Raw genomic sequence first — 24,911 nt, 5'->3', positions numbered from 1 at the left:
TCCATTGATGAAATTACAATGCTTAGAGTTATTCACTAACTTTAGTAGATTTTAATGTTTTGAGTTTTTTTCTTGGCCTGACGTTTTTCCAGCGCCTGCTGCCAGCTATTGATTCTCGCATCGCTAGTGTCGCCGCCGAGATAGTGGACAAAGAAATGACGTAGGGTGGTGCTATCCCACTTGGGTAAGCGGCGCATCAGGATTTCTAGGTCGCGCAGCCGGTCACGACGGGTGAGGAGCGGGCGGCACTTCTCCAAGTCGATGAACTGTGCCTGCCAGTGCTGCTCTCCGTCCTGCTTCAGAAAGACATGCTTGGCATAGAGACTGCCATGCATCCAGCCTGCATGGTGAAGTTTACCCACCAGCTGCGCGCTGCTTGCCACGATAGCCAGACGTGAATCCTCATCAAGATTTTCCCAGCGTGCATGTAGCCCGACGAGATCCTCGTAGCCGGCCAGCTCGGGCGTAACCAGGATGGCGCGCCAGCCATCGCTGCTGCGCCGCTCGCCATACCAGGCGGCACTCAGCGCGGGGATGCCTTTGTGGGCGAAGCGTTTGATATTACGCAACTCGCGCGCAAACGTCGGTTCGCCAAGAGGCCGGGCGAAACTCCTGCCTAGATGGTTGATTTGACGTTTAACGTAAAAGCGCTTTGTACCTTCCAATGTATCCAGCTCAAGAAGGCCGACTTCAGAATGTCCGCCTCGCTCCAGATTAGGAGCATCGACCGCAGGAATTTCCTTATTCCAAATGACGTCAAAACTCGTCAGTCCGGCATTTTCGAACAGTGTTCTTGTTTCGGGTGCAATCGTGTCTTTCATGGCAGTGTTCAATGCTTAATAAATAGAGGTGATTTAATACTATCGGCTGGTATGCGGATGGTTACAGTATGAATCTTTCAGATACATGCGACAACATGTCCACTTTCGTTGAGCGGCGCGAGGCATACAATCAAAAACCATAAAAGCCATGGGGTTTTTATGGGGGTCTCTTTCGTCGCAGCAGGTCACCAACAAAAAAGCGACATAGGGAACATCGTAAGCGTCCTTTTCAAAGAACAGGGCAAGCACATGATCTCGGAAAGTTTGGTAGAACTGTCGCGCTGGCAGTTCGCGTTGACCGCGCTGTATCACTTTCTCTTCGTTCCGCTCACATTGGGATTGGCATTCCTGCTGGCGATAATGGAAACCGTCTATGTCGTGACCGGAAAACAGATCTATCAGGACATGGTGAAATTCTGGGGCAAGCTGTTTGGCATCAATTTCGCTCTCGGGGTCACCACCGGCCTGACGATGGAATTTCAGTTCGGCACTAACTGGGCCTATTACTCCCACTATGTAGGTGACATCTTCGGTGCGCCGTTGGCCATTGAGGGGCTGGTTGCCTTTTTCCTTGAATCCACCTTTGTCGGCCTGTTCTTCTTTGGCTGGGATCGTCTGAGCAAGTATCAGCATCTGACCGTGACCTGGCTGGTCGCGTTCGGCTCGAACTTCTCCGCGCTGTGGATACTGATCGCCAACGGATGGATGCAGAACCCGCTCGGTGCCGAGTTCAACATCGATACCATGCGCATGGAGATGCAGGATTTCGCTCTGGTATTGTTCAATCCGGTGGCGCAGGTCAAGTTCGTCCATACGGTGATGGGCGGCTATGTGGCTGGCGCGCTGTTTGTACTCGGCATCAGCGCTTTCTATCTGCTCAAGAAGCGCGACGTGGCCTTTGCCAAGCGCTCATTTACCGTCGCGTCTGTGTTCGGCATGTGTGCTGTGCTCGGTGTGATGCTGCTTGGCGACGAGTCCGGCTACGAGATGGGCGATGTGCAGAAGTACAAACTTGCTGCGATCGAAGCCGAATGGGAGACACAAGAGGCTCCAGCGTCCTTCACGCTGTTTGGTATTCCCAATCAGGAAACGCAGCAGACCGACTTTGCAATCAAGATTCCCTATGTGCTGGGGCTGATTGCCACTCGTTCAACCACCGAGCAGGTCACTGGCCTCAAGGACATTGTCGCTCAGCACGAGCAGCGCATCGTCAATGGTATCCAGGCGGTAACCGCGCTCACGGCGATCCGCAGCGGCAACGACACGCCCGAGGCGCGCGCCGTGTTCGAGCAGCATAAGCAGGATCTGGGTTACGGCATGTTGATGCACCGTTATGTCGCCGACCCTGCCCGGTCCACGCCCGAGCAGATCCATCAGGCGGCGATCGACAGCATTCCTTCGGTCATGCCTCTGTTCTTTGCCTTCCGCCTGATGGTGGCGTGCGGTATTGCCATGTTCGTGCTGCTGATTGCTGCACTGTGGATCTGCTACACGCGCCGCTACACCCAGTACACCTGGCTGCTGCGGGCGTGCCTGTGCGCGATTCCATTGCCTTGGCTCGCCATAGAGTCCGGCTGGTTTGTCGCCGAATTCGGTCGTCAGCCCTGGGCGATTGGTGAAATCCTGCCGACCTTCATGGCCACCTCATCGCTGACGGCGCGTGATCTGTGGATCAGCCTGGTGGGCTTCATCACCGTCTATTCAGCGCTGCTGGTCGTCGAGATGTGGCTGATGTTCCGCTTTGCACGGCTTGGTCCGTCAAGCTTGCATACCGGCCGCTATCACCTGGAGAACCAGCGACTCGAGGCAGATGATGCTTCTCCCGCGCCTGTGACTACCACCACGAAGCTCGCATAAGAGGGCAGAATCATGATTGATTACGAAATGTTGAAGCTGATCTGGTGGCTTCTGGTTGGGGTATTACTGATTGGCTTCGCGATCGCCGATGGTATGGACATGGGGGCTGCGATCCTGATGCCTTTCGTCGGCCGCAATGATGCTGAGCGGCGTGTAGTTATCAATACCATTGCGCCGCATTGGGACGGCAATCAGGTTTGGTTAGTCACCGCAGGCGGCGCTATTTTCGCTGCTTGGCCTCCAGTGTATGCTACTGCTTTCTCGGGCTTCTATTTTGCCATGCTGCTCGTGCTGCTGGCGCTGTTCTTCCGCCCGGTCGGCTTCGACTACCGCTCCAAGATCGAGTCGCCGCAGTGGCGTACGTGGTGGGACCGCCTGATCTGGTTCGGCAGCTTCGTTCCGACGCTGGTGTTTGGCGTCGCCTTCGGCAATCTGCTTCAGGGCGTGCCGTTTGAGGTCGATTCGATGATGCGGGCGAGCTACGCCGGCACCTTCTTCGAACTGCTCAATCCTTTCGCGATTCTGTGCGGGCTGATCTCGGTGGCGATGATCGTGATGCATGGCGGTGCCTGGTTGATGGCGCGCGCCGACCGTGTCGTCGCCGAGCGTTCACGCGTTGCCCTGCAGGGCGGGGCGATAGCGCTGGTGGTGCTGTTCATGATCGCTGGCGCCTGGGTCGGTCAGTCCGGAATGGGCTATGTCGTGACCGAAATCGGAGATACCAGTGGGGCAATGAACTTACTTAACAAGAGTGTGACCCATGCGAGCTGGCTGGCGAAATACGACAATCCGCTTGAGTGGATCGCGCCCTTGCTGGGCATCGCAGGCGCTTTGGTGGCCTTCGCACTGGCCGGTATGAAGCGGGGCGGTTTAGCCTTCGTTGCCAGCTCACTGTCGATGGCAGGAGTGATTGCAACCGCTGGGTTGGCGATGTTCCCCTTCATCATGCCTTCCAGCCTGCAGCCGGCGGCGAGCCTGACGCTGTGGGACGCAACGTCGAGTGCGATGACACTGACAATCATGTTCTGGGTCGCGCTAGTCATGGTGCCTGTGATCCTGAGTTACACCCTGTGGTGCTATATCAAGATGTGGCGGCGCATCACCCTTGAGCACATTTCCAGCAACAATCATGTCCTTTATTGAAATCGTAAGCGCGAGGAGAATGTCATGTGGTATCTCTTCTGGATAGCAGCGGTCGCTTTTTCCTGCGGGCTTGCTGCCTATGTAACGGTGCGTATGGAAAAGCATTTCGACGATGAGTAACACCTCTCCGGGCGGAGAGTGAGATATTCCTCACGCTATGATGTAAAAAAAACCTGCCAAGCGGCAGGGTTTTCTTATAATGCTTGGCTCAGAGTTATAGCCACGTCGATAGTACCAGCGAGCCGAAACGGTCAGATCTATCCTGTTCCTCGAACTCGTGGGTGCGCCACACATGGGTGAAGGCCAGGCTCCAGCGGTTCCAGTTGAAGGCAACCCCGGCCTGGGCATCGCCAACCCACTCGCGGCGGTCAACATCATGGCTATCCTCGAAAGTGTTACCGTCGAGAAAAAGATTATGTGCCATGTAGCGGCCTTCGAGATTAACGAAGCCGAACCAGCCGAAGTCAGCAGCATTTGGAGTAAAGTAGCTTCGGCCGCTCTGTGACGGCGCTACCCCGGGGATGCCGTAGTGATGTTCGAGATCGTGGCCGAAGCGCAGGCCTATGCCGCTCGATGCGTAGTCGTAAAGATTGCCGAGATTGAAACCGACATTGGGTCCGTATTCCAGCTCAAGGCCACCGAGTGAGTTGCGTAGCCACCAAGCGCGGCTCCAGCCGAGAGAGACCGTTGGCTCGTTATGTAGCTGATTATGCCAACCCTCGGGGTCGTCACTACCGGAGATGTTGTGTGCCACTTTCTGCAAGTGTTTGGCTCCCGCTGCAGGGCCTACGATCCCTATATCGAGATGGAGCGCATCTGTAGTTCTTAACCAACGGCTTGCATTGTCCTGAAACAGAGATATACCGCCGTAAAGATAACCGGCATAAGGACGGTCATCCTCGATCAGGTCACTACGCTTGATATTGGTCGGCGTATACATTTGATGGCCGACACGGTAGGTCACGGCATCGACTTCGCCGTGCGACCACAGGGGAATGCTGTTGGACAGGCGACGTGTCCAGTGATCGGCGCCAGGTTCGAAGGTCCAGGCGCCTTCGATGCCGTTGGTATAGTGGCCATCTTGATCGCCGACGGCCAAAAGATCATTTTCCACCTTGAGGGACAAGATACCATCGGCCAGAACAGGGGAAGAGCCGATGGCGCAAGCAGCAAAGAGCAGTGCACGACGTACCATGGTGACATCCTTATCGAGGTAAAGATTTTTATGTGTAATACGCCTTAATGTAGCGTATCGTCCCGTTCATTTGATAGGGCGCTAATTAAATTGCGTTATATTAATTATAAATAATTAAAAAACCGTACGTCTCACGACGCACGGTTTTTTTATCCATGTTGCGCTGATGCGGTTACTGGGGCGCGACACTCAAGTCGTTACCGGAGCCGATCAAACGTACGCGCTGACCGACTTGGTAAGGTGTGTCCGCTTTCTGCACAACCACTACGTTTTGACCGTCGTCACGCTGAACCTGGATTTCATAGGCGTCGACCTGGTTGGCGTTCTGCTCAATCTTGGTACCTGCGACCGTGCCGCCCAAAGCACCAGCCGCTGTCGTCAGTACACGGCCTGAACCGCCGCCGAACTGATTGCCTAACAGGCCACCAATTACGGCGCCACCGATGGAGCCAAGCCCAGTATCGTTGGCGTTACCCGCCTGGATAGTGACTGGGCGTACGCCTGTGACAGTGCCATAGCTTACGCTGCGTGCTGTCTTGGCCTGATCGCCTGTGTAGGTATTGCCAGAATAGATATCACTGTTGGCACAACCACCGAGCGTGAGAAGGCCTAACGCTGCTACTGCTAAATAACGTTTCATAAGTACTGTCTCCATCGTTGCACACGCTTAAGTGGAACCAAACGTTGGCGTATGCTTTAAAATAGCGCTCGCGAACAATGTTTCCTAATTAGACAATCCAATATGAACTTCAGTTTAGACGAATTAAACAACATCGTTTTGCCGCTACTGGGCGTAAACGCCAGAATATAGTTTACCCCTTGAAGTTGAGCGTCATGTCCCGGTGGGGAATGCCTGCATCAAGAAACTCGGGGCCATGCGCAATGAATCCAAGCCGTGCATAGAAGTCGAGCGCGTGGGTCTGGGCGGCAAGTGCGACCGAGTCATGGCCGCGATCTCGCGCCTTTTCAATAATGGTCTGCATCAGTTCGCGCCCCAAGCCTTTACCACGATAGGCGGCAAGAATGGCAACGCGGCCGATATGCCCATCAGGTAGAAGGCGTGCAGTGCCAACGGGCTCGCCGTCGACACGTAAGAGGAAGTGCAGACAATCGCCATCGCGCGCGTCCAACTCTTCTTCCACCGGCACCTGCTGCTCCTCGATGAAGACGCTATAGCGAATCGCAGTGCAGTCCTCTCCGAGCGTTGCCCAATCACCGCTTTCAATAGCGACGCTCACTCTTCATCGTCTCCGGGCCATGACAGACTGCCACGGGTAAGCAGCGCGGCGAGCAGTACGCTGGCATCGAGAAAGCGCAGCACGGATTCGTCGATTGGTGCGGTGGACGCCAGATGGCGGGCAAGACGTGCTTCGCAGCTTACGCCATCACCATCGACGAACAGCGTGACGCCATGCTCATCTTCATGGAAAGCAAAGCGTGAGCCGAGGGTGCGTTCGAGTACGATGCCGTCCTTGAGCGCGGCTTCGACTTCATCGGCATGGACCGGTTCTTCTGCTTCAACTAACTGGTCAGGATACTTAGCTTGAGTCATGTAACGTCCGAACCACTGGGCGAGCTGCGCACGGTCGTCTAGTGTCTTGAGCAGCAGCGCACGGACCCGCTCGATGGCGGCAGCTTCGAGTTTGCCGGCATGATCACCTGACTTGAGATCAGCATCGTTGTAGCGAAGCGTCTCCGACAGTTGCTCACCCATGTAGTCAGCAAATGACGTCACGATCTCATCGGCGGAAGGGGCGCGAAAGCCGACCGAGAAGGTCATGCAATCATCGCTCTGACTGACACCGTGGTGGGCGATGCGCGGAGGTAAATAAAGCATGTCGCCGGGCTCAAGTACCCAGTCCTGCTCGGCGTCGACTTCAAAGCTTTCCAGAATACGCAGATCTATTCCCGAAATGATCGGGGCATCTTCATCAATCAGTCCACCGACTTGCCAGCGACGCTGACCACTGGCCTGGAGCAGAAATACATCGTAATTATCGACATGAGGGCCGACATTGCCACCCGGAGGTGCGTAGCTCACCATGATATCGTCGAGACGCCAGCTAGGGATAAAGTCGAAGTGTTCAAGTAACTCAGCGACGTCGGGAACATAGTGGTCGACTGCTTGGACCAGTAACGTCCAGTCGCGATCGCCTAGCCTTGAGAAGGTATCATCATCGAAAGGACCGTGACTGAGCTGCCAGGGGCCCTTGGAACCATGCTCTTCGACTAAGCGCGCCTCGACGTTTTCCTCGCAGGCCAGGCCAGCCAGTTCATCAGGTGATAGCGGTGATTCGAAATCAGGAAAAGCACCACGAATCAGCAGAGGGCGTTTTTGCCAATAGTCGGCAAGAAACTGCTCGGCACTCAGGCCACCCAAGAGGGTCAATGGTGTTGACATGCGATATCTCCAAAATAGGCTTCTAAACAAATGCCGGCGCCCAATGTATTTAACATCAGGCGCCGGAGAAATAGTGAGTAATGCGATGTCTGCCTAGAGCGCCTTGGCTTGTTCCGCAGCGTTGCCGGTATAGGTTGCAGGCGTCAGCATCTTGAGCTCCTGCTTGACCGTTTCCGGTAGCTCAAGGGTGTCGATAAAAGTGGCAAAACCCGCCTGATCGATCTGCTTGCCACGGGTCAATTCCTTGAGCTTTTCGTAAGGCTTCTCGATGCCATAGCGGCGCATCACCGTTTGAATCGGCTCGGCGAGCACTTCCCAGCTGTGATCTAGATCGTCATTGAGGCGCATCGGGTTGGCTTCAAGCTTGCCGATTCCCTTGAGTGTCGCCTGATAAGCGATCAGGCCATGGGCCAGGCCAACGCCGAGATTACGTAGGACAGTGGAGTCCGTCAGGTCTCGCTGCCAGCGCGAGATCGGCAACTTCTGGGCGAGATGACCGAGCACGGCATTGGCCAGTCCAAGATTGCCTTCGGAGTTCTCGAAGTCGATCGGGTTGACCTTGTGCGGCATGGTCGATGAACCGATTTCGCCCTCCACCGTGCGCTGCTTGAAATAGCCCAGCGAGATATAGCCCCACACATCGCGGTCGAAGTCGATCAGAATAGTATTGAAGCGGCACACCGCATCGAAGAATTCGGCGATGTAGTCGTGTGGCTCGATCTGGGTGGTATAGGGATTGAAGCTTAGCCCCAGCGACTCGACAAAAGTGTGCGCGTTCGCGGCCCAGTCGATCTCAGGATAGGCTGCCAAGTGGGCATTGTAGTTGCCTACAGCGCCGTTGATCTTGCCGAATATTTCGACTGACTCGATCTGCTTGAGTTGGCGACGCAGACGATAGGCGACGTTGGCCATCTCCTTGCCCAGCGTGGTCGGACTGGCGGTTTGGCCATGAGTGCGCGACAGCATTGGCTGGTCGGCATGCAGGTGAGCAAGCTTTTCTACTGCGCTTACGATGTCGCGCATTATCGGTAGCAGTACGCTGTCGAGGCCACTGCGTAGCATCAAGGCATGCGAGAGGTTATTAATATCCTCGCTGGTGCAGGCAAAGTGGACGAATTCGCTGCTTGCATTGAGTTCGTCGTGTTCGGCCAGACGCTCCTTGAGGAAATACTCGATCGCCTTGACGTCGTGATTGGTGGTGCGCTCGATCTCCTTGACCCGCTCGGCATCCGCCAGTGAGAAGTTGGCAATCAGTGCATCAAGAAAATGCTTGGCGCCGTCAGAGAACTCAGGAACTTCCTTGAGCTCGGGATGCGCGGCGAGGCACTCGAGCCAACGGATCTCGACGGTAGCGCGGGCGCGAATCAAACCGTATTCACTGAAGTGTTCACGCAGCACGGCGGTTTTATCGCCATAGCGGCCATCAACAGGGGAGAGGGCGGTCAAAGAAGAAAGTTGCATGCTCGTGTCCAGAGGTTAGGCGTCGGGGCGCGGTGGCAATGAAAAGGTAACGGGTCAGTAGCGGTCGATGTCTTTGAGGGCCTGTCTAAGTGCGCCGCGACCCATGATCAGCTTCCAGCGGCGTCCACCTTGCTGATGCCAGAGTAATGCAAAGCGCACCCCTGCCATCAGAATGGCGCGCACGCGCTCAGGCATCATGCGACTCTGCAGCAGGCTGGGATCACCCTGGACGACGATACGGTAACTAAATGTCGATAACGTATCCTGATAGAGTTCGCCGAGGCTGGCGATGACGTTCTCATGGGTATGACCAAAATGCTCGGCCTGGGCATTGATACGATTAAGCCGCTCACCCAATGTATCCATCATCTGCGGCTGCTTTTGCAGTTTCTGCATCAATAAAATCAGTGAAAAACCATAGCGCATGACGTTGGGCGAATTTGGCGTGCGGGTTAATACGCCCTGTAACGTATCGATACCCAAGCGCAAGTTGTTGTGATTATCACCGTAAATCGATTCGAACGTGGCCGGGTTAGTATCGATGGTAGCGAGGATCAGGGTGCGCCAGGCACGTTCGTCGTGATGGCCGGTGCGTGCCAGCTCGTCAACAACGGCTGCGGCCTGAAAGACGCCTGCCAGAGCCAGGGCCTGTCGCTGTTGCTGATTCATGCCGCATGCTCCGCATGTTGCCAAGCGTGCGTGATGACGCCACCGCCTAGACAGATGTCTTTGTCATAGAGCACCAGGGATTGCCCTGGCGTGACGGCACGTTGTGGCGTGTCGAACGTGACGCTGACGCCGCCATCGGCATTGATACGTACCTGACAGGGCTGCTCATTCTGACGATAGCGTACCTTGGCAGCGGCTCTAAATTCACGCGCGGGTGCTTCACCAGCAACCCAGTCGACCACCTCGGTAGTGAGTGTGTCGGTATAGAGCAGCGGATGATGCTTGCCCTGAACGGCGATCAACACATTGCGTTCAAGATCTTTCCCTGCGACATACCAAGGCTCTTCGGGATAACCATTGATCCCGCCGATGCCCAGCCCCTGACGCTGGCCGAGGGTATAATACATCAGCCCCATGTGCTCGCCGATCACATCGCCTTCAGGCGTCTCGATCTTGCCGGGCTGCGCGGGCAGGTATTGCTTAAGGAAATCACTAAAGCGCCGCTCGCCGATAAAACAGATGCCGGTGGAGTCTTTTTTCTTGGCAGTGATAAGGCCGTGTCGCTCGGCGATGGCGCGCACTTCGGGCTTTTCCAGTTCACCGATCGGAAATAATGTCTTGGCGATAGCCTGTTCGCCGACAGCGTGCAGGAAGTAGCTCTGATCCTTGTTGGGATCGAGACCCTTGAGCAGACGTGCATGGCCGTCCCGCTCACCACGACGCACATAATGTCCGGTCGCGATAAGCTCGGCGCCAAGCATCTCGGCATATTCCAGGAAGACCTTGAACTTGATCTCCTTGTTACACAGGATGTCTGGATTGGGTGTACGTCCGGCCTTGTATTCGGCCAGAAAGTGCTCGAACACATTGTCCCAGTATTCTGCCGCGAAATTGGCGGTATGCAGCGTGATGCCGAGTTTATCGCACACGGCTTGAGCATCCGCCAGGTCTTCCTTGGCCGTGCAATATTCTGTGCCGTCGTCCTCGTCCCAGTTCTTCATGAACAGGCCTTCGACATGATAACCCTGCTCACGCAATAGCAGGGCGGAAACTGAAGAGTCGACACCTCCGGACATGCCGACAATAACCTTGCCCCGGATATTGTCGGCAGCGGTGTCGGCATGCGTACCGGTATGGGAAGTCATCAATGATCTCATTGGCATTTTACGAATGGGTAGTGATTATACCCGAAGCGTCAACGTCTCTTAAGTCTGCAGAGGATGGGTTTGTTCACGAATAATGCTAAGCGGAAAGCATTGCCCTGCATTGGCATCAAGCAGACGTGCCATGACGAGAGGGCTACGCAAGCGCTGTTGAGTTTCCAGCATCTTGATGTCATCAAGCGTTAGCCAGTGGGCAGCAACGATGCCTTCATCGAGTGGTGTGTTGATTTCCCGCACAGGCTCTGCAAGAAACGTGTGGCTGTGATAGGTAATGCCTGTAGATGCCGTATTGATATAAAGCCCTAGGTAGCCGGTCAAGTGAACCTGCCAAGCGCTTTCTTCAAGCGTTTCACGAAGCGCAGCATGCTCCAGTGTTTCACCTGCCTCCAGATGGCCCGCCGGCTGATTGAAAACGGTATGTGCTCCGCCTTTGTCTTCTTCAACCATCAGATAATGGCCGTCTCGTGCTACTACCGAGGCTACGGTAGCATGGGGTGTCCAACGGTTCATTTGGTTGTTCGCTTGCGTGAGTGAAGAGAAGTGGGAGATGCTGGGCGCTGCGGCATGTGCAGCGTCTCCTTGCGCCATTCTCCCGGAGCGAGGCCTGCAAGCTGCCATGATCCAATGGCAGCACGTATCAGGCGCAAGGTAGGGTGCCCAATATGCGCCGTCATCCGCCTGACCTGGCGGTTACGCCCTTCAGTAATGGTCAGTTCCAGCCAGCTGGTAGGAACGGTGGCGCGATATCGAACAGGCGGCTGCCGTTCAGGTAGGTGCGGAGGAGAAATCCGGCGTACTTTGGCTTGCTTGGTTGGCCCATCGTTTAAAGTAATACCACCGCGCAGTGCCTTGAGCGCTTCCTCATTAGGCTCGCCTTCTACCTGAACCCAATATGTCTTGGGCTGTTTATGATCGGGACTAGAAATGTGATGCGCAAGCGCGCCGTCATCAGTCAGAAGTAAAAGCCCTTCACTATCATAATCAAGCCGACCTGCAGGGTAGATATCGGGGATGTCGATGATATCGGCTAGCGTCGCTCGTCCCTGGGTGTCGGTAAATTGGGACAGCATGTGAAAAGGTTTGTTCAGGAGATAGAGAGTGCTCATTGGTTCTCTTGCACGGGGCATGTGGATTAAGCCTACTCTGGCTTGCCTCGTCAGCGCCATTCTTTGGTAGCGTTAAACTAATATAATGTATGACATGGTAATTGGTGGATATTCAATCTTATGCTTGAAGTAGACGCGTATGGTGATTATTCGGAGTTTTTCGCTTGAAAGAGGTTGCAAGTGATGGTCTCAGGCACCATTTTAAGGTCATAGGTAATGATGCTTCGCAGTATGATGATGTGTTTGAAACGAGCGTCCAAGTCACTTCTTGCTTGTGTTCATTGGCCCAGCAACTTATGTTCAAAGTAGATAGCGAAGCTTTTCATGTTAATGGAGGGCTGATCCGGACAGGAATGACACGTCCTTCAGAACCGGAAAAGGAAGGTCATGGCGATGTAATGGAGCAGACCAGCGACCCTGAGCTGGCCCAACCGCCATTATATAAAGTGGTGCTGCATAACGATGATTACACTCCAATGGAGTTTGTTGTTGAAGTGCTGCAAACCTTCTTCGTCATGGATCAGGAAAAGGCGGTTCAGATAATGCTGGCCGTCCATACGCAGGGGAAGGCGACCTGTGGCATTTTCACTCGCGATATTGCGGAAACTAAATGTCATCAGGTTAATCAATATGCTCGTGAATGCCAGCATCCGCTGCTGTGCGATATCGATCGGGCGGACTGATCTGCCCGAGGCGGCTACGAGGGGACTGCCATGTTGAGTAAAGAACTTGAACTGACCCTGAACACGGCATTCACCGTGGCGCGTTCAAAGCGCCACGAATTCATGACCGTGGAACATCTCCTGTTGGCTTTGTTGGATAACGCTTCCGCCGCCGATGTGCTGCGCGCTTGTGGTGCTAATCTGGATAAGCTGCGCACGGACTTGCAGGATTTTATCAATTCAACCACGCCTTTGATTCCTGAAGAGCAGGATGATCGTGAAACTCAGCCTACGCTCGGTTTCCAGCGCGTGCTGCAACGCGCAGTATTTCATGTGCAATCTTCTGGAAAGAGTGAAGTTACCGGCGCTAATGTGCTGGTCGCGATCTTTTCCGAGCAGGAAAGCCAGGCGGTCTATTTCCTCAAGCAACAAAACGTTGCTCGGGTAGATGCTGTCAATTATATCGCTCATGGTATATCCAAGGTGGCTGGCCATGGCCAAGCACCGAGCGGTAATCAGGAATCTGAAGAAACGGAAGAAAGCATCAGTGAGGGTGGTTCTCATCCGTTGACAGGCTATGCGACCAACCTCAATGAACAGGCGAGGATGGGCAAGATCGATCCGCTTATCGGCCGTGATCACGAGCTTGAGCGGGTCGTGCAGATTCTGGCGCGTCGACGCAAGAACAATCCGCTGCTGGTCGGTGAGGCCGGTGTAGGCAAGACGGCGATTGCTGAAGGTTTGGCCAAGCGGATCGTCGAAGAGGACGTGCCCGACGTCATTGCTGATGCTGTGGTGTACTCGCTCGATATGGGGGCTTTGTTGGCAGGCACCAAATATCGGGGTGATTTTGAGAAGCGGTTGAAGTCACTGCTTGCTGAGCTCAAGAAAGAGCCTAATTCGGTCTTGTTTATTGATGAAATTCATACCGTTATTGGTGCTGGAGCTGCATCCGGTGGTGTGATGGATGCATCTAACTTGCTTAAGCCGCTGCTGTCATCGGGTGAATTGCGCTGTATCGGTTCGACTACATTCCAGGAATTCCGTGGCATTTTCGAGAAGGATCGTGCCTTGGCGCGTCGTTTCCAGAAAGTTGATGTCATGGAACCTTCCGTAGACGATACGATTCGCATCCTTAAAGGTCTGCGCGGTCGTTTCGAAGAACACCATCAGCTTAAATATACCGATGCAGCGATGGAATCTGCAGTAAGGTTGGCTGATCGCTATATCAACGATCGTCATCTGCCTGACAAGGCTATTGATGTAATTGATGAAGCTGGTGCGCATCAGCGTCTTCTGCCGGTTGAGGCACGAGTCGGTACTATTGACGTAGGTCAGATCGAAGCGATTGTGGCGTCTATTGCACGCATCCCGCCAAAGAGTGTTTCCAGTTCAGATCGTAAGCTTCTGGCCAACCTTGAGCGCGATCTGAAAATGCTGGTATTCGGTCAGGGTGAGGCGATTGAAAGCCTGTCAGCAGCGATCAAGCTATCACGTGCTGGACTCAACTCGCCCGATAAGCCAGTGGGTAGTTTCCTGTTTGCCGGGCCGACTGGGGTAGGTAAAACCGAGGTGGCGCGTCAGTTATCCCAGCTAATGGGCATAGAACTGGTACGCTTTGATATGTCCGAGTATATGGAGCGGCATACGGTGTCGCGTTTGATCGGTGCGCCTCCCGGTTACGTCGGATACGATCAAGGCGGCTTGTTGACAGAAGCGATTACCAAGCAGCCACATTGTGTGCTGTTGCTTGATGAGATCGAAAAGGCGCATCCGGAAGTGTTTAACCTGCTGCTGCAAGTTATGGACCATGGCAAGTTAACGGATAACAACGGTCGTGAGGCTGACTTCCGTAACGTGATTATTATCATGACGTCAAATGCGGGAGCTGAACAGGCATCGCGTCGCTCGATCGGGTTCCAGACGCAGGATCATTCCAGCGATGCGATGGAAGTTATTCGCCGGACATTCTCGCCTGAGTTCCGTAATCGTCTCGATAGCATTATTCAGTTCCGTAGTTTGGACATGTCAGTAGTGCGTAACGTGGTCGACAAGTTTCTTGTCGAGCTGCAGGCGCAGCTTGATGAAAAACGTGTCCAGTTGGACGTCGATGATGATGCGCGCCAATGGTTGGCAGATCATGGTTATGATCCTGACATGGGTGCGCGGCCCATGGCTCGCTTAATACAGGAAAAGCTTAAAAAGCCACTTGCTGAGATGATTCTGTTCGGTGACTTGGCTGACCATGGTGGACTGGTTCATGTGACAGTTGAAGGAAATGAACTGCACTTGGCAACGGAGACAGAGCTGGCTTAAGCCTGTCTCCTGCCAATGTGTACATTAACGCGCCCTGTCTTCGGACGGGGCGTTTTTTCGTCAGGTAAACACGTCAATAACTGATCGGCATGAACTGCCAGCGCATCGCGAAATTGCGATGGGAGGAGGGAATAGCTGTACTATCAAGGCTGATCTATTAGCGTGAGCGGTAAACAATGCGGCCTTTCGAAAGGTCGTAAGGCGTAAGTTCTACCTTAACCTTGTCACCCGTCAGAATACGAATGTAGTTCTTGCGCATCTTGCCGGAGATATGAGCGGTGACAACATGGCCATTTTCCAGCTCAACGCGGAACATAGTATTGGGAAGTGTGTCGATAATGACACCTTCCATCTCGATATGATCTTCTCGTGCCATATAAGCAAGCCCTTACTCGGTTAATAAAAAGCGACAAACATTATACGATCAATCGCCATCCATTAGGCAATAAAATGGCATTGATCGTTAAATTAGCCCTGTATTGTGCCCGATGTAACACATCAAGGCAAAATTCAGCTGCCTTTCAAGCGTGCTCAGGCATAGCGCGCCGCCATAATCGACCATCTAGATACTCTAGGGGTTGAAAATTTTGCTTATAGCGCATTTTCTGGCAGGTGCGTATCCAGTATCCGAGGTAAACATAAGGTAGATCATGAATACGCGCATGCTCAATTTGCCAAAGTATGGCATAGCTCCCTAGCGAACGTGTTTGCCAGCGCTCGTCAGGGTCGAAAAAAGTATAAATAGCGGATAACCCGTGTGAAAGCGTGTCAACGGCCGCCACAATAATAAGCTCACCTTCAAGACGAAACTCGATCAGGCGCGTGTATCCTTCATTGGAGGTCAAGAATGCCTGGTACTGTTCCTGAGAAGGAGGGTACATATCACCGTTACGATGGCGCTGGTTGATATAACGTGAGTAGAGCGCATAGTGCTCCTCATCGAAAACAGCTGGTTTTTCGATGACCTCAAGATCACTGTTACGCCTCAGGATGCGGCGTTGTGTGCGGTTAGGCTTGAAATCCTCAACCGGTATACGCACCGAAATACAGGCTCGGCAGTCACCGCAATGTGGTCGGTACAAGTGGCCTCCACTGCGCCGAAATCCTAGCAGCGTCAGAGCGCTATAAACCTCATCGCTTGGCAATTCATGAGGATCGAGAAACAGCGTAGTGGCTTCTCGATCTTTCAGATAACTACATACATGCGGCACAGTAAGGAAAAAACGGAGATCCCGTGCCGACGGTGTCAATGGATGATCGCTCACGGGCTTGCCTTTTCAGAGTTGACCAGTGATGAAATAAGATTATGCTGCACCGTGCGCTATTGGTCATTGGCCCAATGGGTCGGACTTAAATCGATGACAGCATACTGATCAAGGTAGCGCATGAACTCTTGTCTTTCGATTTCACGTGCACCGAGTCTTGTCAAATGAGGGGTACGGACTTGGCAATCGATTAAAACAAAGTTGTGGGAGATTAAATGCTCAACAAGATAGACGAGCGCCACCTTTGATGCATCATTGACATGAGAAAACATGGACTCGCCGAAGAAGATGCGTCCTAAAGCAATACCATAGAGACCGCCCACCAACTGATTGTTTTGCCACACTTCTACGGAGTGGGCATATCCCAATGTATGTAGGCGGGTATAGGCTTCCTTCATTTCCTCTGATATCCACGTTCCTTCCTTGTCCGCTCGAATATCTCCGCATTGCTGCATCACTTCGGAAAACAGCTGATCAAAAGACACCGTGAAGCCGCCGTTGCGCAGTCGCTTGGCAAGGCTGCGACTGCGTTTCAACTCGTGAGGGAATAACACCAGACGAGGGTCGGGGCTCCACCAGAGGATGGGCTGCTCTTCACCATACCAAGGAAAGATGCCGCGAGCATAAGCAGCCAGTAGCCATTCGGGAGTCAACGCTCCGCCAGCTGCCAGTAAACCGTCAGGCTCTTCTAGCGCCTGTTCAATAGGCGGAAAATTGACTGGAGAGGCAGGCAACCATGTGAGCATGCAAGTATTCATCTTCAACTGGACATCAACATCATCATAAGCGAGCTAGGCACATCCATATAGCCATAAGATGTAGTGGTTGATGAATTTAAAGTTCCTTTTGTATCAGCCGTAACCTATTATTACAAAAGTTACACCTTCCATAGCTTAAGTCATCAAATTACGGTTTCAGCAGGAAACTACCATGCAAAGTTTTCTAGATAGGTGCCGCTCAGCAGGTATTGGAGCAAAGCTTGTCGCTTTAATTGTGCTATTTGAACTCATTGGTTTTGCTGCCCTCAGTTGGGGGTTGTCTCATTCCAGTGCAAAGATGCTCAAGCAGCAGGCTGCAGTTGACATCGAGGCGCAAGAACATTCGGTCATCGATATGATCCAACTGTTTGACAAGAACCTGCAGCAGCAGACGGAGCGTTTTTTGTCGATTTTCAAGACGACGCTGCCGGGCACGTTCAGCCTATCTGAAGATGAATTTGTCGACATTAGTGGGCGACAAGTCCCCATGCTGAGTACCGGTGGGGAACCACTGAACCTTAATTTCGACATAGTTGATCGTTTTACTGCGCAGGCCCGGGAACCAGTAACAATTTTTGCCCGCAGCGGAGAAGATTTTATTCGCGTCACGACGTCACTGAAAAATGATCAAGGGCAACGCGCAGTCGGGACGCTGCTTGACCGGAAATCAAAAAGCTATGATCGCTTGATCAATGGACAGGTCTACTCGGGGCTCGCCACGCTGTTTGGTGTTCCTTATATCACGCGCTATGAACCTGTTAAGGACAATGCCGGCCGTATCATCGGCGCGGTATTCATCGGTGTGGATATTACAGAAGAGATCGCCGAACTCAAGGAGCGCATCCGCGCGCTCAAGGTGGGCGAGCGTGGTTATTACATGATCGTTGATGCAAAGCCGGGTGATGGCTATGGGAAGGTGCTTGCAGGAAGCCCGAATGAAGGCAGCTCGATTCTCGAACTGACAAACGATGCTAATGAACATGTTCTCAAACCAATGTTTGATCAGCCTTCGGGCCGAGTAAGCTACTCGTTAGCGGATGTGAGTGACGATGCGGCGCGCACGACATATTTCGAGGCCTACCCCGATTGGGAATGGATCATCGCAGGCACAGCGATGGATGACGAGATTAATCAGAAAATCTCAAATGCACGCAATACTTTCATGCTGCTGGCGCTGGGATTGGCGCTTCTCACGGCTGCCATTTTGTTCTTTTTCGTCCACAAAATGGTGACGAAGCCTCTACACAAAGTGGTGACGTACGCACAGGGCCTGGCCAAGGGTGACCTTGCAAACCGGATAACGCATACCAGCCAGGATGAAATTGGTCAGCTGACCAATGCCATGAACGGTATCAGTGATGGATTGACGGAAATTGTCACGCAGGTCAGGCAGTCGATCGATGCCGTATCCCATGGTTCCCATGAAATCGCCGTTGGGAACGCAGATTTGTCGCGGCGCACCGAGTCTCAGGCGGCCAGTCTTGAGCAAACGGCTGCCAGCATAGAGCAGCTTAGTGCGACTGTGCGCCAGAACAATGAGCGGACCCAGGAAAGCGATAATCTGGTGCGCGCAGTATCAAACGATGTCGGTAGCGCTGGGCAATCAGTGGAGCTCACTGTTGAGGCAATGAGCGGAATGAAAAATACGGCAAAACGAATTTCCGACATTGTTGGCATTATCGATTCGATCGCATTCCAGACCAACATCCTGGCACTCAATGCCTCAGTCGAAGCGGCGCGTGCTGGTGAACATGGCAGCGGCTTCGCCGTGGTTGCCAGTGAAGTGCGGATGCTTGCCGAGCGCAGTGCCAAAGCAGCCCGAGAAATCCAGGCGTTAATTACTCATGCGGTCGAGGAAATCGGTGTGGGTAACAGCCGTGCCGACGAGGCTGGACAGCAAATGCGCGACATCGTTACCCGCATCAGTAGCATCGTCACAGTGGTTGCCGAGATCAGCGCGGCTTCTCATGAGCAGTTACTGGGAATTGAGCAGATTAATATTGCTGTTTCTCAACTTGATGAAACCACTCAGCACAATGCCGCACTCGTTGAGGAATCGGCAGCTACAACTGCCAGTCTGAACGAGCAGGCACAGACGTTGCGAGAGACTGTTGAGGTGTTCCGACTGAGTCAAGGGCAGGCAATGACTTGAGTTGGACGGTAATACTTGCTGAGGGAGGCGGCAGAGTGCATGTAATTACTGGATTCTATGTTCTTTAACTTGCCAAGGCCTGTGCCGCGCTCGATAGGCTAGGTATGATATTCGCCTAATCGCGGAACATGAATCGCCGGTTGTCGGCAAGGGGGACGGCCTTTGAGCACCAAAAAAAGGCAGCAAGCGAGCGCCAGCAAGAAGCAACATGCACGCAATCGTGCCGCGACACGTGCCAAGAGCCAGGCACGTCGTATGAGTGCACACTTGCAAGGGGCTACGAAAGAAGGCGTGGCAATTGTCATGCTCGCCGTATGTGTATTTCTGCTGTTGGCTTTCTTCAGCTATACGCCGGGCGATCCCAGCTGGTCGCATAGTGGGCCTGAACAGCAGATATCCAACTGGATGGGACCGTTCGGGGCGTGGCTTTCCGATGTGCTTTATTCGCTGTTCGGTGCCAGTGCACTGTGGTGGCCCGGCATGTTGGGCTTTGGTGCCTGGTGGTTGATGCGCGCCCGTGAGGCGCATGTAGTATGGGACCCGACAGCACTCGCCGTTAGAGGCGGCGGGTTGCTGCTGGTGCTACTCGCAACGTGTACATTGGGCTCCATTCATTTCTATCGTCCTGATAGTGACCTGCCATATGGTGCTGGAGGCATCATTGGAGAAGGGGTCTCCAGCGCACTAGGTGCGCTGGTGGGGACTCGAGGCACTACGCTGATCGCACTGGCCTGTTTCCTTTGCGGCTTGCCATTATTTACGGGTATGTCATGGCTGGCTATCAATGATGAAGTTGGCAAGGCGGCAGTGAAAGCCTGGCGCTGGTGCATGGACCGGCTGGGCAATGCCCGCGAACGGGCAGCGGCTCGTCGTGAAGCTCATAAAGAGCGACTCGCCGAGCTGGCCGAGCAAGAGGAACGTTATAATGAGTTCGCCGATGAGTCGTTTACTGATGAGGCATGGGAGGACGAGGAGGAGGTCGATCAAGCTCAGGCAACTCATGGTAAAGCGCCATTTTGGCAGCGTCTGGTGCCCGTACGTTGGCGTAAACCCGACCTGAATGAAGGTGAGCCGAAAGAAACCAACGTAGCACCTTCACCTCAACATGCCCTAAATGATGTAGAAACCGTTGAACCTCGCCGTGAGCCTTCTATCGATTGGCAGCAGAATGCAGCGCAGGTCAAGGAACCCGCGAGCGTACGGCAGGAGAATTACAGCCCAGCGGCTACCGCTGATCCTCACAGCACGGCGATTCCCTGGGAAGCACCGTTACAAACGCCATCCACGCATGACATTAAGGCTAGTCCGGCGGCAAGCCGGGAAGATACGCTGTCTCAGCCGGCAGTATCGACTACCTCACCTTTCTTGTCGGATGAGGCAAGGAGTGAGGAGGAGGTACGTCATGAACCATCGGTGCCGAGAGAGCCTGATACTCCTGCATCTTCTGTTGTTCCGCCTGCGTCTTCATCGCCAAATACGGGGCCGCATTCTGATACGCATGACGAGTCTAGTGACGCTATTATTCGTCCGCGTCGTGAACCACTCGCCGATGTGACGCGCCGCCGTATTCCCGAGATAATTCCGGAGCCTGTGTTACCTGACGATGATGCGCCTGCTCAGACATCGGTCCCTTTAAGTGCTCGCGATGAGGAGTCTTTTGCACAAAAGCCTGGTTCGGTCGCAGTTGCTACCCATGGAGCACCAGCAGCATCTGCTACTGAGCTTCCTGCATCTCAGCGGTTAAGCACAGCGCGCGATGAAGATTTACATGAGCAGCATCGTTTTTATGAGCAGCGCTCCAGCACTGAGCCTGAGCATTTAGTTGCAAGTCGGTTCAGTGCTCGTGATGATGAGCCACATGACCGTGTGCCTGCCCCTGCCATGCATTATCAGCATGATGCGGAAGATGCAGAGAGCACCATGAGCACCATGGCTATTACTGCACGGCGCTCTGAAGAGTCCCATGCTGATGCTGTAAGCGTTGAGCCTTCTTTTAGCTATGCAGTGGAGGAGGCCGATATCGCCACGGATGCGCCCGCTATCGAGCCGACAGCGTATCAGCAGGAAGAAAATGGTACTCGTTATGAGGAGGTTGGCGTTCGAGCGCCCCAGGCAATACCCGCTGCCCCTCAGTCAGGAGACTATAGCGAAGAAAGCGAACCCTCTTCTCCTCGTATCCCAGACACACAGGCTTATGTTGATGAGCCGGAAGAACCGAGGGAAGAGGAATATACCGGGCCGACGTTATGGACCGTTGAGCATTTGCAGAATCAACGTCCAAATCCCGATACGCTGCCTGAGCCGATTGGTAGGCTGCCTTCCATCCAGCTGTTGACGCCGGCTGACAAGTACGAGCCAACGTATACGCCGGAACAGCTTGAGCAGATGGCCGAATTGCTTGAAGTACGGCTACGCGAGTATGGCGTCAAGGCGGAGGTCGTCGACACTTGGCCCGGGCCTGTGATCACGCGCTTCGAGATTCGCCCGGCTCCTGGGGTGAAGGTGTCAAAAATCAGTAATCTGTCCAAGGATCTGGCACGTTCATTGCTGGTCAAGAGTGTGCGCGTGGTTGAGATCATCCCTGGGCGGCCAACAGTAGGTATCGAAATTCCCAACCCCAATCGGGCGATGATCCGTATCAGAGAAGTCTTCGATTCTGATGTGTTTCGTGATGCCGAGTCTCCAGTAACGGTAGCCTTGGGGCAGGACATCGGCGGTAATCCGGTGGTGGCTAATCTCAACAAGATGCCACATCTGCTAGTCGCTGGTACTACCGGTTCGGGTAAGTCGGTGGGCGTCAATGCCATGCTGATTTCAATGCTTCTGAAGGCCACGCCGGATGAAGTACGCATGATCATGGTCGACCCGAAAATGCTGGAACTGTCCGTTTATGACGGTATTCCCCATCTGCTGGCGCCGGTAGTCACCGATATGAAGGAAGCAGCCAATGCGCTGCGCTGGTGTGTGGCAGAAATGGAGCGGCGCTATAAATTGATGGCGGCGATGGGCGTGCGCAACATTGCAGGCTTCAATGCCAGACTCGATGAGGCCGAGAGTGCAGGCGCGCAGGTTGCTGACCCATTATGGGAGCCGCAGCCCTGGGAGATGCATCAACCCCCACCGGTACTCGAGAAGTTGCCTTACATTGTCGTGGTCATTGATGAATTTGCCGATATGTTCATGATCGTCGGCAAGAAAGTCGAAGAGCTTATTGCTCGTCTGGCGCAAAAAGCACGTGCGGCAGGGATCCATTTAATTCTGGCGACACAGCGGCCCTCCGTCGATGTAGTGACTGGCTTGATCAAGGCCAATATCCCAACGCGTATGGCATTCCAGGTATCGTCCAAGGTTGATTCCCGCACTATCCTCGACCAGGGCGGTGCTGAGAATCTGCTTGGGCATGGTGACATGTTGTACCTGCCGGCGGGTGCGGGCTTACCGATGCGCGTGCATGGTGCGTTCGTTGATGATGATGAAGTACATCGCGTTGTCGATGATTGGAAGCGACGCGGGGAGCCTGAGTACATCGATGAAATCTTATCCGGCGGTGTGTCTGCTGATGCTCTGACTGGCCTTGAGGCTGAGGGTGCTGAAGGCGATGATGCCGAACAGGATGCGCTCTATGATGAGGCGGTTGCCTATGTGACTGAATCGCGCCGTGCCTCGATTTCGGCAGTACAGCGCCGTTTCAAGATCGGCTATAACCGCGCCGCCCGACTCGTGGAAGCGATGGAATCCGCCGGTGTAGTCTCATCGATGGGGACCAACGGCAGCCGAGAGGTGCTGGCGGGGCCACCAGCAGGGCACTAATGTAGCGTTTGGGTGTCGAAAACGGACGAGTATTGAGGCCTGAAGTCGATCGAAAGCGGCGCCCGGATGTCAGGTTCGGGCGCCGTTCTTGTAAAGGTTCAAGGCAAAGATTCAAGACAAGGAGTGGTGTTGATGCGAATGATAAAGGCGGTTTTTGTACTATTGACGGCGTTGCTCATATCCAGCGTGGCGCGGGCGGAGACAGAAACGGGGGCGGCGGAACGGCTGACACAACTGCTGGAACCGCTTAAAACCTATTCGGCGGATTTCGACCAGCGGGTCGTTGATAGTGTCAATTCGGGTAGCCTGCAAAATGCCAAGGGCCACATGTGGCTGTCACGCCCAGGTAAATTCCGCTGGGAAGTGAGTGCGCCTTACCGTCAAACAGTCGTCTCCGATGGGCAGCAGGTTTTCCTGTATGACCCTGATCTTGAGCAGGTCAGCATCCGCCCGCTGGACCAGCGCGTTACACATACACCGGCGTTGTTGCTGTCGGGGCAGGCCAGTGAACTTACCGCCAATTATGGCGTTAGTCGCCGTCAGCAAGGGACAACGGAAATTTTTACACTGTCGCCCAAGTCACCTGACACGCTGTTCGAAGAGCTCGAAATGACCTTCAATAGCGAGCAACTGGCCGGGCTTGAACTGTCAGATAGCACCGGGCAGCGTACCGCTATCAATTTCCGTAACGTCAAAAATAATCCCTCCATCAACAACGACCGTTTCAACTTTCATATTCCTACGGGCGCAGATGTCATTCGTGAGGGCCAGTGAGCGATCTGTTTGCTGATGCCGTGCCGCCCGGGCAGCCGCTCGCGGCACGGCTACGTCCCAAGCGTTTAGATGATTATATTGGGCAGTCGCATCTATTGGCAGCGGGAAAGCCGCTTCGTCAAGCGCTTGAGCGAGATCAGCTCTACTCGATGATCCTGTGGGGGCCGCCCGGCGTTGGAAAGACAACGCTGGCTCGGCTTATCGCTGAACACACCCAGGCGCATTTTGCGACCTTGTCCGCCGTCTCTTCAGGTGTGAAGGATATTCGTATCGCTGCCGAGCAGGCTCAACAGCGACGCCAGCATGGTAAACGCACCCTGTTGTTCGTCGACGAAGTGCACCGTTTCAACAAGGCGCAGCAGGATGCTTTTCTGCCGTGGGTTGAAGAGGGCGTTTTCACCTTTGTCGGGGCGACCACGGAAAATCCTTCGTTTGAGTTGAACAATGCCCTGCTTTCACGCGCACGAGTGCACGTGCTCAAGGCACTGACATCTGAAGAGCTGCGTACCGTTATCGATCGCGCGCTGTCTGTTCCCGAAGGGCTGGGCGATATGGCGCTTGATGTGCCTGATGAGATACGCGATTTGCTCGCCCTTGCTGCGGATGGCGATGCGCGACGAGCACTTAACTTGCTTGAAATCGCTGCAGATATGGGCGAGGCGGATGCTTCAACCGGTACGGTGCGGATCAGTGAGGCAGTACTGGAAGATGTACTGGGAGAAAGTACGCGCCGCCTCGATCGCGGTGGCGACCTGTTCTACGATCAGATTTCCGCCTTGCATAAATCAGTGCGCGGTAGTGCGCCGGATGCCGCGCTGTACTGGTTCTGTCGTATGTTGGAAGGTGGGGCCGATCCCCTCTACATTGCGCGACGCGTAGTGCGCATGGCCAGTGAGGAGATCGGCAATGCTGACCCGCGAGCGTTAAGCTTGTCCCTGGACGCCTGGAACGTTCAGGAGCGTCTCGGCTCACCGGAAGGCGAGCTGGCGGTCGCTCAAGCCATTCTTTACATTGCCAGCGCGCCGAAAAGCAATGCGGCCTACAAGGCTTACAATGCTGCGGTGGCGCATGTTAAATCAACACCCGGGCTGGATGTGCCGGTCCACTTGCGCAATGCGCCGACATCATTGATGAAATCGATGGGGCACGGGGCGGAATATCGCTATGCCCATGACGAGGCCAATGCCTATGCCGCCGGGGAAGAATACTTTCCGGCAGAGCTCGCTGGCACCCGCTACTATAAACCTGTCGAGCGTGGTTTGGAGAAGCGCATTGCAGAGAAGCTCGATTGGCTGGCCAGCCTGGATGCGGCCAGTAAAAACAAGCGCCTCTAGGGCTGAGGCGGGAACTGAACAGCT

At 54.1% G+C, this 24,911-nt stretch carries 21 protein-coding genes; 8 read left to right on the top strand and 13 right to left on the bottom strand.

The features are described 5' to 3' along the window. Positions 1 to 41 precede the first annotated feature (41 nt). The gene (locus C3Z11_RS14300) at positions 42 to 821 is read right to left on the bottom strand and encodes a lipopolysaccharide kinase InaA family protein (protein ID WP_106478631.1); all 780 of its coding nucleotides are present in this window, start codon (positions 819 to 821) and stop codon (positions 42 to 44) included. Positions 822 to 1,070: 249 nt separating this feature from the next. Between C3Z11_RS14300 and C3Z11_RS14295 the strand changes: the two genes are divergently transcribed. Beyond that, the gene (locus C3Z11_RS14295) at positions 1,071 to 2,678 is read left to right on the top strand and encodes a cytochrome ubiquinol oxidase subunit I (protein ID WP_106478630.1); all 1,608 of its coding nucleotides are present in this window, start codon (positions 1,071 to 1,073) and stop codon (positions 2,676 to 2,678) included. 12 nt (positions 2,679 to 2,690) lie between these two features. Then, entirely contained in the window at positions 2,691 to 3,821 is a 1,131-nt protein-coding gene (gene cydB, locus C3Z11_RS14290; protein WP_106478629.1) for a cytochrome d ubiquinol oxidase subunit II, read from the top strand. Between the two features lie 214 nt (positions 3,822 to 4,035). Here cydB and C3Z11_RS14285 read toward each other — a convergent pair whose 3' ends face one another. The 9 genes from C3Z11_RS14285 to C3Z11_RS14245 form a co-directional block, all read right to left on the bottom strand. Next, entirely contained in the window at positions 4,036 to 5,016 is a 981-nt protein-coding gene (locus tag C3Z11_RS14285; RefSeq protein ID WP_106478628.1) for a lipid A deacylase LpxR family protein, read from the bottom strand. 172 nt (positions 5,017 to 5,188) lie between these two features. After that, positions 5,189 to 5,656, bottom strand: a complete 468-nt coding sequence (locus tag C3Z11_RS14280) for an outer membrane lipoprotein (protein WP_106478627.1) — start codon at positions 5,654 to 5,656, stop codon at positions 5,189 to 5,191. A gap of 172 nt (positions 5,657 to 5,828) precedes the next feature. Continuing rightward, on the bottom strand, positions 5,829 to 6,254 hold the full coding sequence (locus C3Z11_RS14275) for a GNAT family N-acetyltransferase (protein WP_106478626.1): 426 nt from the start codon (positions 6,252 to 6,254) through the stop codon (positions 5,829 to 5,831). After that, positions 6,251 to 7,417 (bottom strand): cupin domain-containing protein, encoded by a 1,167-nt coding sequence (locus tag C3Z11_RS14270; protein WP_106478625.1) that lies wholly within the window; start codon positions 7,415 to 7,417, stop codon positions 6,251 to 6,253. The genes C3Z11_RS14275 and C3Z11_RS14270 overlap by 4 nt, the downstream gene beginning before the upstream one ends. 93 nt (positions 7,418 to 7,510) lie before the next feature. Continuing rightward, positions 7,511 to 8,878, bottom strand: a complete 1,368-nt coding sequence (gene purB / locus C3Z11_RS14265) for an adenylosuccinate lyase (RefSeq protein WP_106478624.1) — start codon at positions 8,876 to 8,878, stop codon at positions 7,511 to 7,513. A 54-nt stretch (positions 8,879 to 8,932) separates the two neighbouring features. Then, the gene (hflD, locus tag C3Z11_RS14260) at positions 8,933 to 9,547 is read right to left on the bottom strand and encodes a high frequency lysogenization protein HflD (RefSeq protein WP_106478623.1); all 615 of its coding nucleotides are present in this window, start codon (positions 9,545 to 9,547) and stop codon (positions 8,933 to 8,935) included. Further along, positions 9,544 to 10,692: a tRNA 2-thiouridine(34) synthase MnmA gene (gene mnmA, locus C3Z11_RS14255; protein WP_158701052.1), complete on the bottom strand. Its 1,149-nt coding sequence runs from the start codon at positions 10,690 to 10,692 to the stop codon at positions 9,544 to 9,546. The genes hflD and mnmA overlap by 4 nt, the downstream gene beginning before the upstream one ends. A gap of 60 nt (positions 10,693 to 10,752) precedes the next feature. Beyond that, positions 10,753 to 11,220 (bottom strand): NUDIX domain-containing protein, encoded by a 468-nt coding sequence (locus C3Z11_RS14250; RefSeq protein ID WP_106478622.1) that lies wholly within the window; start codon positions 11,218 to 11,220, stop codon positions 10,753 to 10,755. Continuing rightward, positions 11,217 to 11,816: a pseudouridine synthase gene (locus C3Z11_RS14245; protein ID WP_106478621.1), complete on the bottom strand. Its 600-nt coding sequence runs from the start codon at positions 11,814 to 11,816 to the stop codon at positions 11,217 to 11,219. Before C3Z11_RS14245 ends, C3Z11_RS14250 begins: the two co-directional genes overlap by 4 nt. Positions 11,817 to 12,169: 353 nt before the next feature. Here C3Z11_RS14245 and clpS point away from each other — a divergent pair, with 353 nt between their 5' ends. Together clpS and clpA are read left to right on the top strand one after the other, a co-directional pair. Then, positions 12,170 to 12,499 carry an ATP-dependent Clp protease adapter ClpS gene (gene clpS, locus C3Z11_RS14240; protein WP_394810220.1) on the top strand — a complete coding sequence of 110 codons (330 nt, stop codon included), beginning with the start codon at positions 12,170 to 12,172 and terminating at the stop codon, positions 12,497 to 12,499. Positions 12,500 to 12,529: 30 nt separating this feature from the next. Next, complete coding sequence (gene clpA / locus C3Z11_RS14235) at positions 12,530 to 14,794, top strand: ATP-dependent Clp protease ATP-binding subunit ClpA (RefSeq protein WP_106478620.1); 2,265 nt, start codon at positions 12,530 to 12,532, stop codon at positions 14,792 to 14,794. 157 nt (positions 14,795 to 14,951) lie between these two features. Here clpA and infA read toward each other — a convergent pair whose 3' ends face one another. The 3 genes from infA to aat all read right to left on the bottom strand — a co-directional run bounded on the left by infA (position 14,952) and on the right by aat (position 16,805). Then, positions 14,952 to 15,170 carry a translation initiation factor IF-1 gene (gene infA, locus C3Z11_RS14230; protein ID WP_026352028.1) on the bottom strand — a complete coding sequence of 73 codons (219 nt, stop codon included), beginning with the start codon at positions 15,168 to 15,170 and terminating at the stop codon, positions 14,952 to 14,954. A 145-nt stretch (positions 15,171 to 15,315) separates the two neighbouring features. Then, on the bottom strand, positions 15,316 to 16,059 hold the full coding sequence (locus C3Z11_RS14225) for an arginyltransferase (RefSeq protein WP_106478619.1): 744 nt from the start codon (positions 16,057 to 16,059) through the stop codon (positions 15,316 to 15,318). A 56-nt stretch (positions 16,060 to 16,115) separates the two neighbouring features. Then, the gene (aat, locus tag C3Z11_RS14220; RefSeq protein ID WP_106478618.1) at positions 16,116 to 16,805 is read right to left on the bottom strand and encodes a leucyl/phenylalanyl-tRNA--protein transferase; all 690 of its coding nucleotides are present in this window, start codon (positions 16,803 to 16,805) and stop codon (positions 16,116 to 16,118) included. A 184-nt stretch (positions 16,806 to 16,989) separates the two neighbouring features. Between aat and C3Z11_RS14215 the strand changes: the two genes are divergently transcribed. The 4 genes from C3Z11_RS14215 to C3Z11_RS14200 all read left to right on the top strand — a co-directional run bounded on the left by C3Z11_RS14215 (position 16,990) and on the right by C3Z11_RS14200 (position 24,887). Beyond that, positions 16,990 to 18,969, top strand: coding sequence for a methyl-accepting chemotaxis protein (locus C3Z11_RS14215; RefSeq protein ID WP_106478617.1), 1,980 nt, complete (start codon positions 16,990 to 16,992; stop codon positions 18,967 to 18,969). A 162-nt stretch (positions 18,970 to 19,131) separates the two neighbouring features. Next, positions 19,132 to 22,779 (top strand): DNA translocase FtsK 4TM domain-containing protein, encoded by a 3,648-nt coding sequence (locus tag C3Z11_RS14210; protein WP_449577921.1) that lies wholly within the window; start codon positions 19,132 to 19,134, stop codon positions 22,777 to 22,779. Positions 22,780 to 22,911: 132 nt separating this feature from the next. Further along, positions 22,912 to 23,553: an outer membrane lipoprotein chaperone LolA gene (lolA, locus tag C3Z11_RS14205; protein WP_106478616.1), complete on the top strand. Its 642-nt coding sequence runs from the start codon at positions 22,912 to 22,914 to the stop codon at positions 23,551 to 23,553. Then, positions 23,550 to 24,887: a replication-associated recombination protein A gene (locus C3Z11_RS14200; protein WP_106478615.1), complete on the top strand. Its 1,338-nt coding sequence runs from the start codon at positions 23,550 to 23,552 to the stop codon at positions 24,885 to 24,887. The genes lolA and C3Z11_RS14200 overlap by 4 nt, the downstream gene beginning before the upstream one ends. Positions 24,888 to 24,911: the final 24 nt, after the last annotated feature.

Origin of the sequence: Phytohalomonas tamaricis (assembly GCF_003012345.1) — a bacterium.
Lineage (GTDB): Bacteria > Pseudomonadota > Gammaproteobacteria > Pseudomonadales > Halomonadaceae > Phytohalomonas > Phytohalomonas tamaricis.
The sequence above is the reverse complement of the archived record's forward strand: the minus strand, read 5'-3'. Positions and strand labels throughout refer to the sequence as shown.

What these genes read in the sequence shown, in the direction of transcription:
- mnmA (WP_158701052.1), bottom strand. Translation starts at nt 10,692, where the DNA reads ATGACTTCCCATACCGGTACGCATGCCGACACCGCTGCCGACAATATC.
- C3Z11_RS14250 (WP_106478622.1), bottom strand. Translation starts at nt 11,220, where the DNA reads ATGAACCGTTGGACACCCCATGCTACCGTAGCCTCGGTAGTAGCACGA.
- lolA (WP_106478616.1), top strand. Translation starts at nt 22,912, where the DNA reads ATGCGAATGATAAAGGCGGTTTTTGTACTATTGACGGCGTTGCTCATA.
- aat (WP_106478618.1), bottom strand. Translation starts at nt 16,805, where the DNA reads ATGCTCACATGGTTGCCTGCCTCTCCAGTCAATTTTCCGCCTATTGAA.
- C3Z11_RS14215 (WP_106478617.1), top strand. Translation starts at nt 16,990, where the DNA reads ATGCAAAGTTTTCTAGATAGGTGCCGCTCAGCAGGTATTGGAGCAAAG.
- C3Z11_RS14280 (WP_106478627.1), bottom strand. Translation starts at nt 5,656, where the DNA reads ATGAAACGTTATTTAGCAGTAGCAGCGTTAGGCCTTCTCACGCTCGGT.
- C3Z11_RS14300 (WP_106478631.1), bottom strand. Translation starts at nt 821, where the DNA reads ATGAAAGACACGATTGCACCCGAAACAAGAACACTGTTCGAAAATGCC.
- clpA (WP_106478620.1), top strand. Translation starts at nt 12,530, where the DNA reads ATGTTGAGTAAAGAACTTGAACTGACCCTGAACACGGCATTCACCGTG.
- clpS (WP_394810220.1), top strand. Translation starts at nt 12,170, where the DNA reads ATGACACGTCCTTCAGAACCGGAAAAGGAAGGTCATGGCGATGTAATG.
- C3Z11_RS14285 (WP_106478628.1), bottom strand. Translation starts at nt 5,016, where the DNA reads ATGGTACGTCGTGCACTGCTCTTTGCTGCTTGCGCCATCGGCTCTTCC.
- infA (WP_026352028.1), bottom strand. Translation starts at nt 15,170, where the DNA reads ATGGCACGAGAAGATCATATCGAGATGGAAGGTGTCATTATCGACACA.
- cydB (WP_106478629.1), top strand. Translation starts at nt 2,691, where the DNA reads ATGATTGATTACGAAATGTTGAAGCTGATCTGGTGGCTTCTGGTTGGG.
- purB (WP_106478624.1), bottom strand. Translation starts at nt 8,878, where the DNA reads ATGCAACTTTCTTCTTTGACCGCCCTCTCCCCTGTTGATGGCCGCTAT.
- hflD (WP_106478623.1), bottom strand. Translation starts at nt 9,547, where the DNA reads ATGAATCAGCAACAGCGACAGGCCCTGGCTCTGGCAGGCGTCTTTCAG.
- C3Z11_RS14245 (WP_106478621.1), bottom strand. Translation starts at nt 11,816, where the DNA reads ATGAGCACTCTCTATCTCCTGAACAAACCTTTTCACATGCTGTCCCAA.
- C3Z11_RS14295 (WP_106478630.1), top strand. Translation starts at nt 1,071, where the DNA reads ATGATCTCGGAAAGTTTGGTAGAACTGTCGCGCTGGCAGTTCGCGTTG.
- C3Z11_RS14270 (WP_106478625.1), bottom strand. Translation starts at nt 7,417, where the DNA reads ATGTCAACACCATTGACCCTCTTGGGTGGCCTGAGTGCCGAGCAGTTT.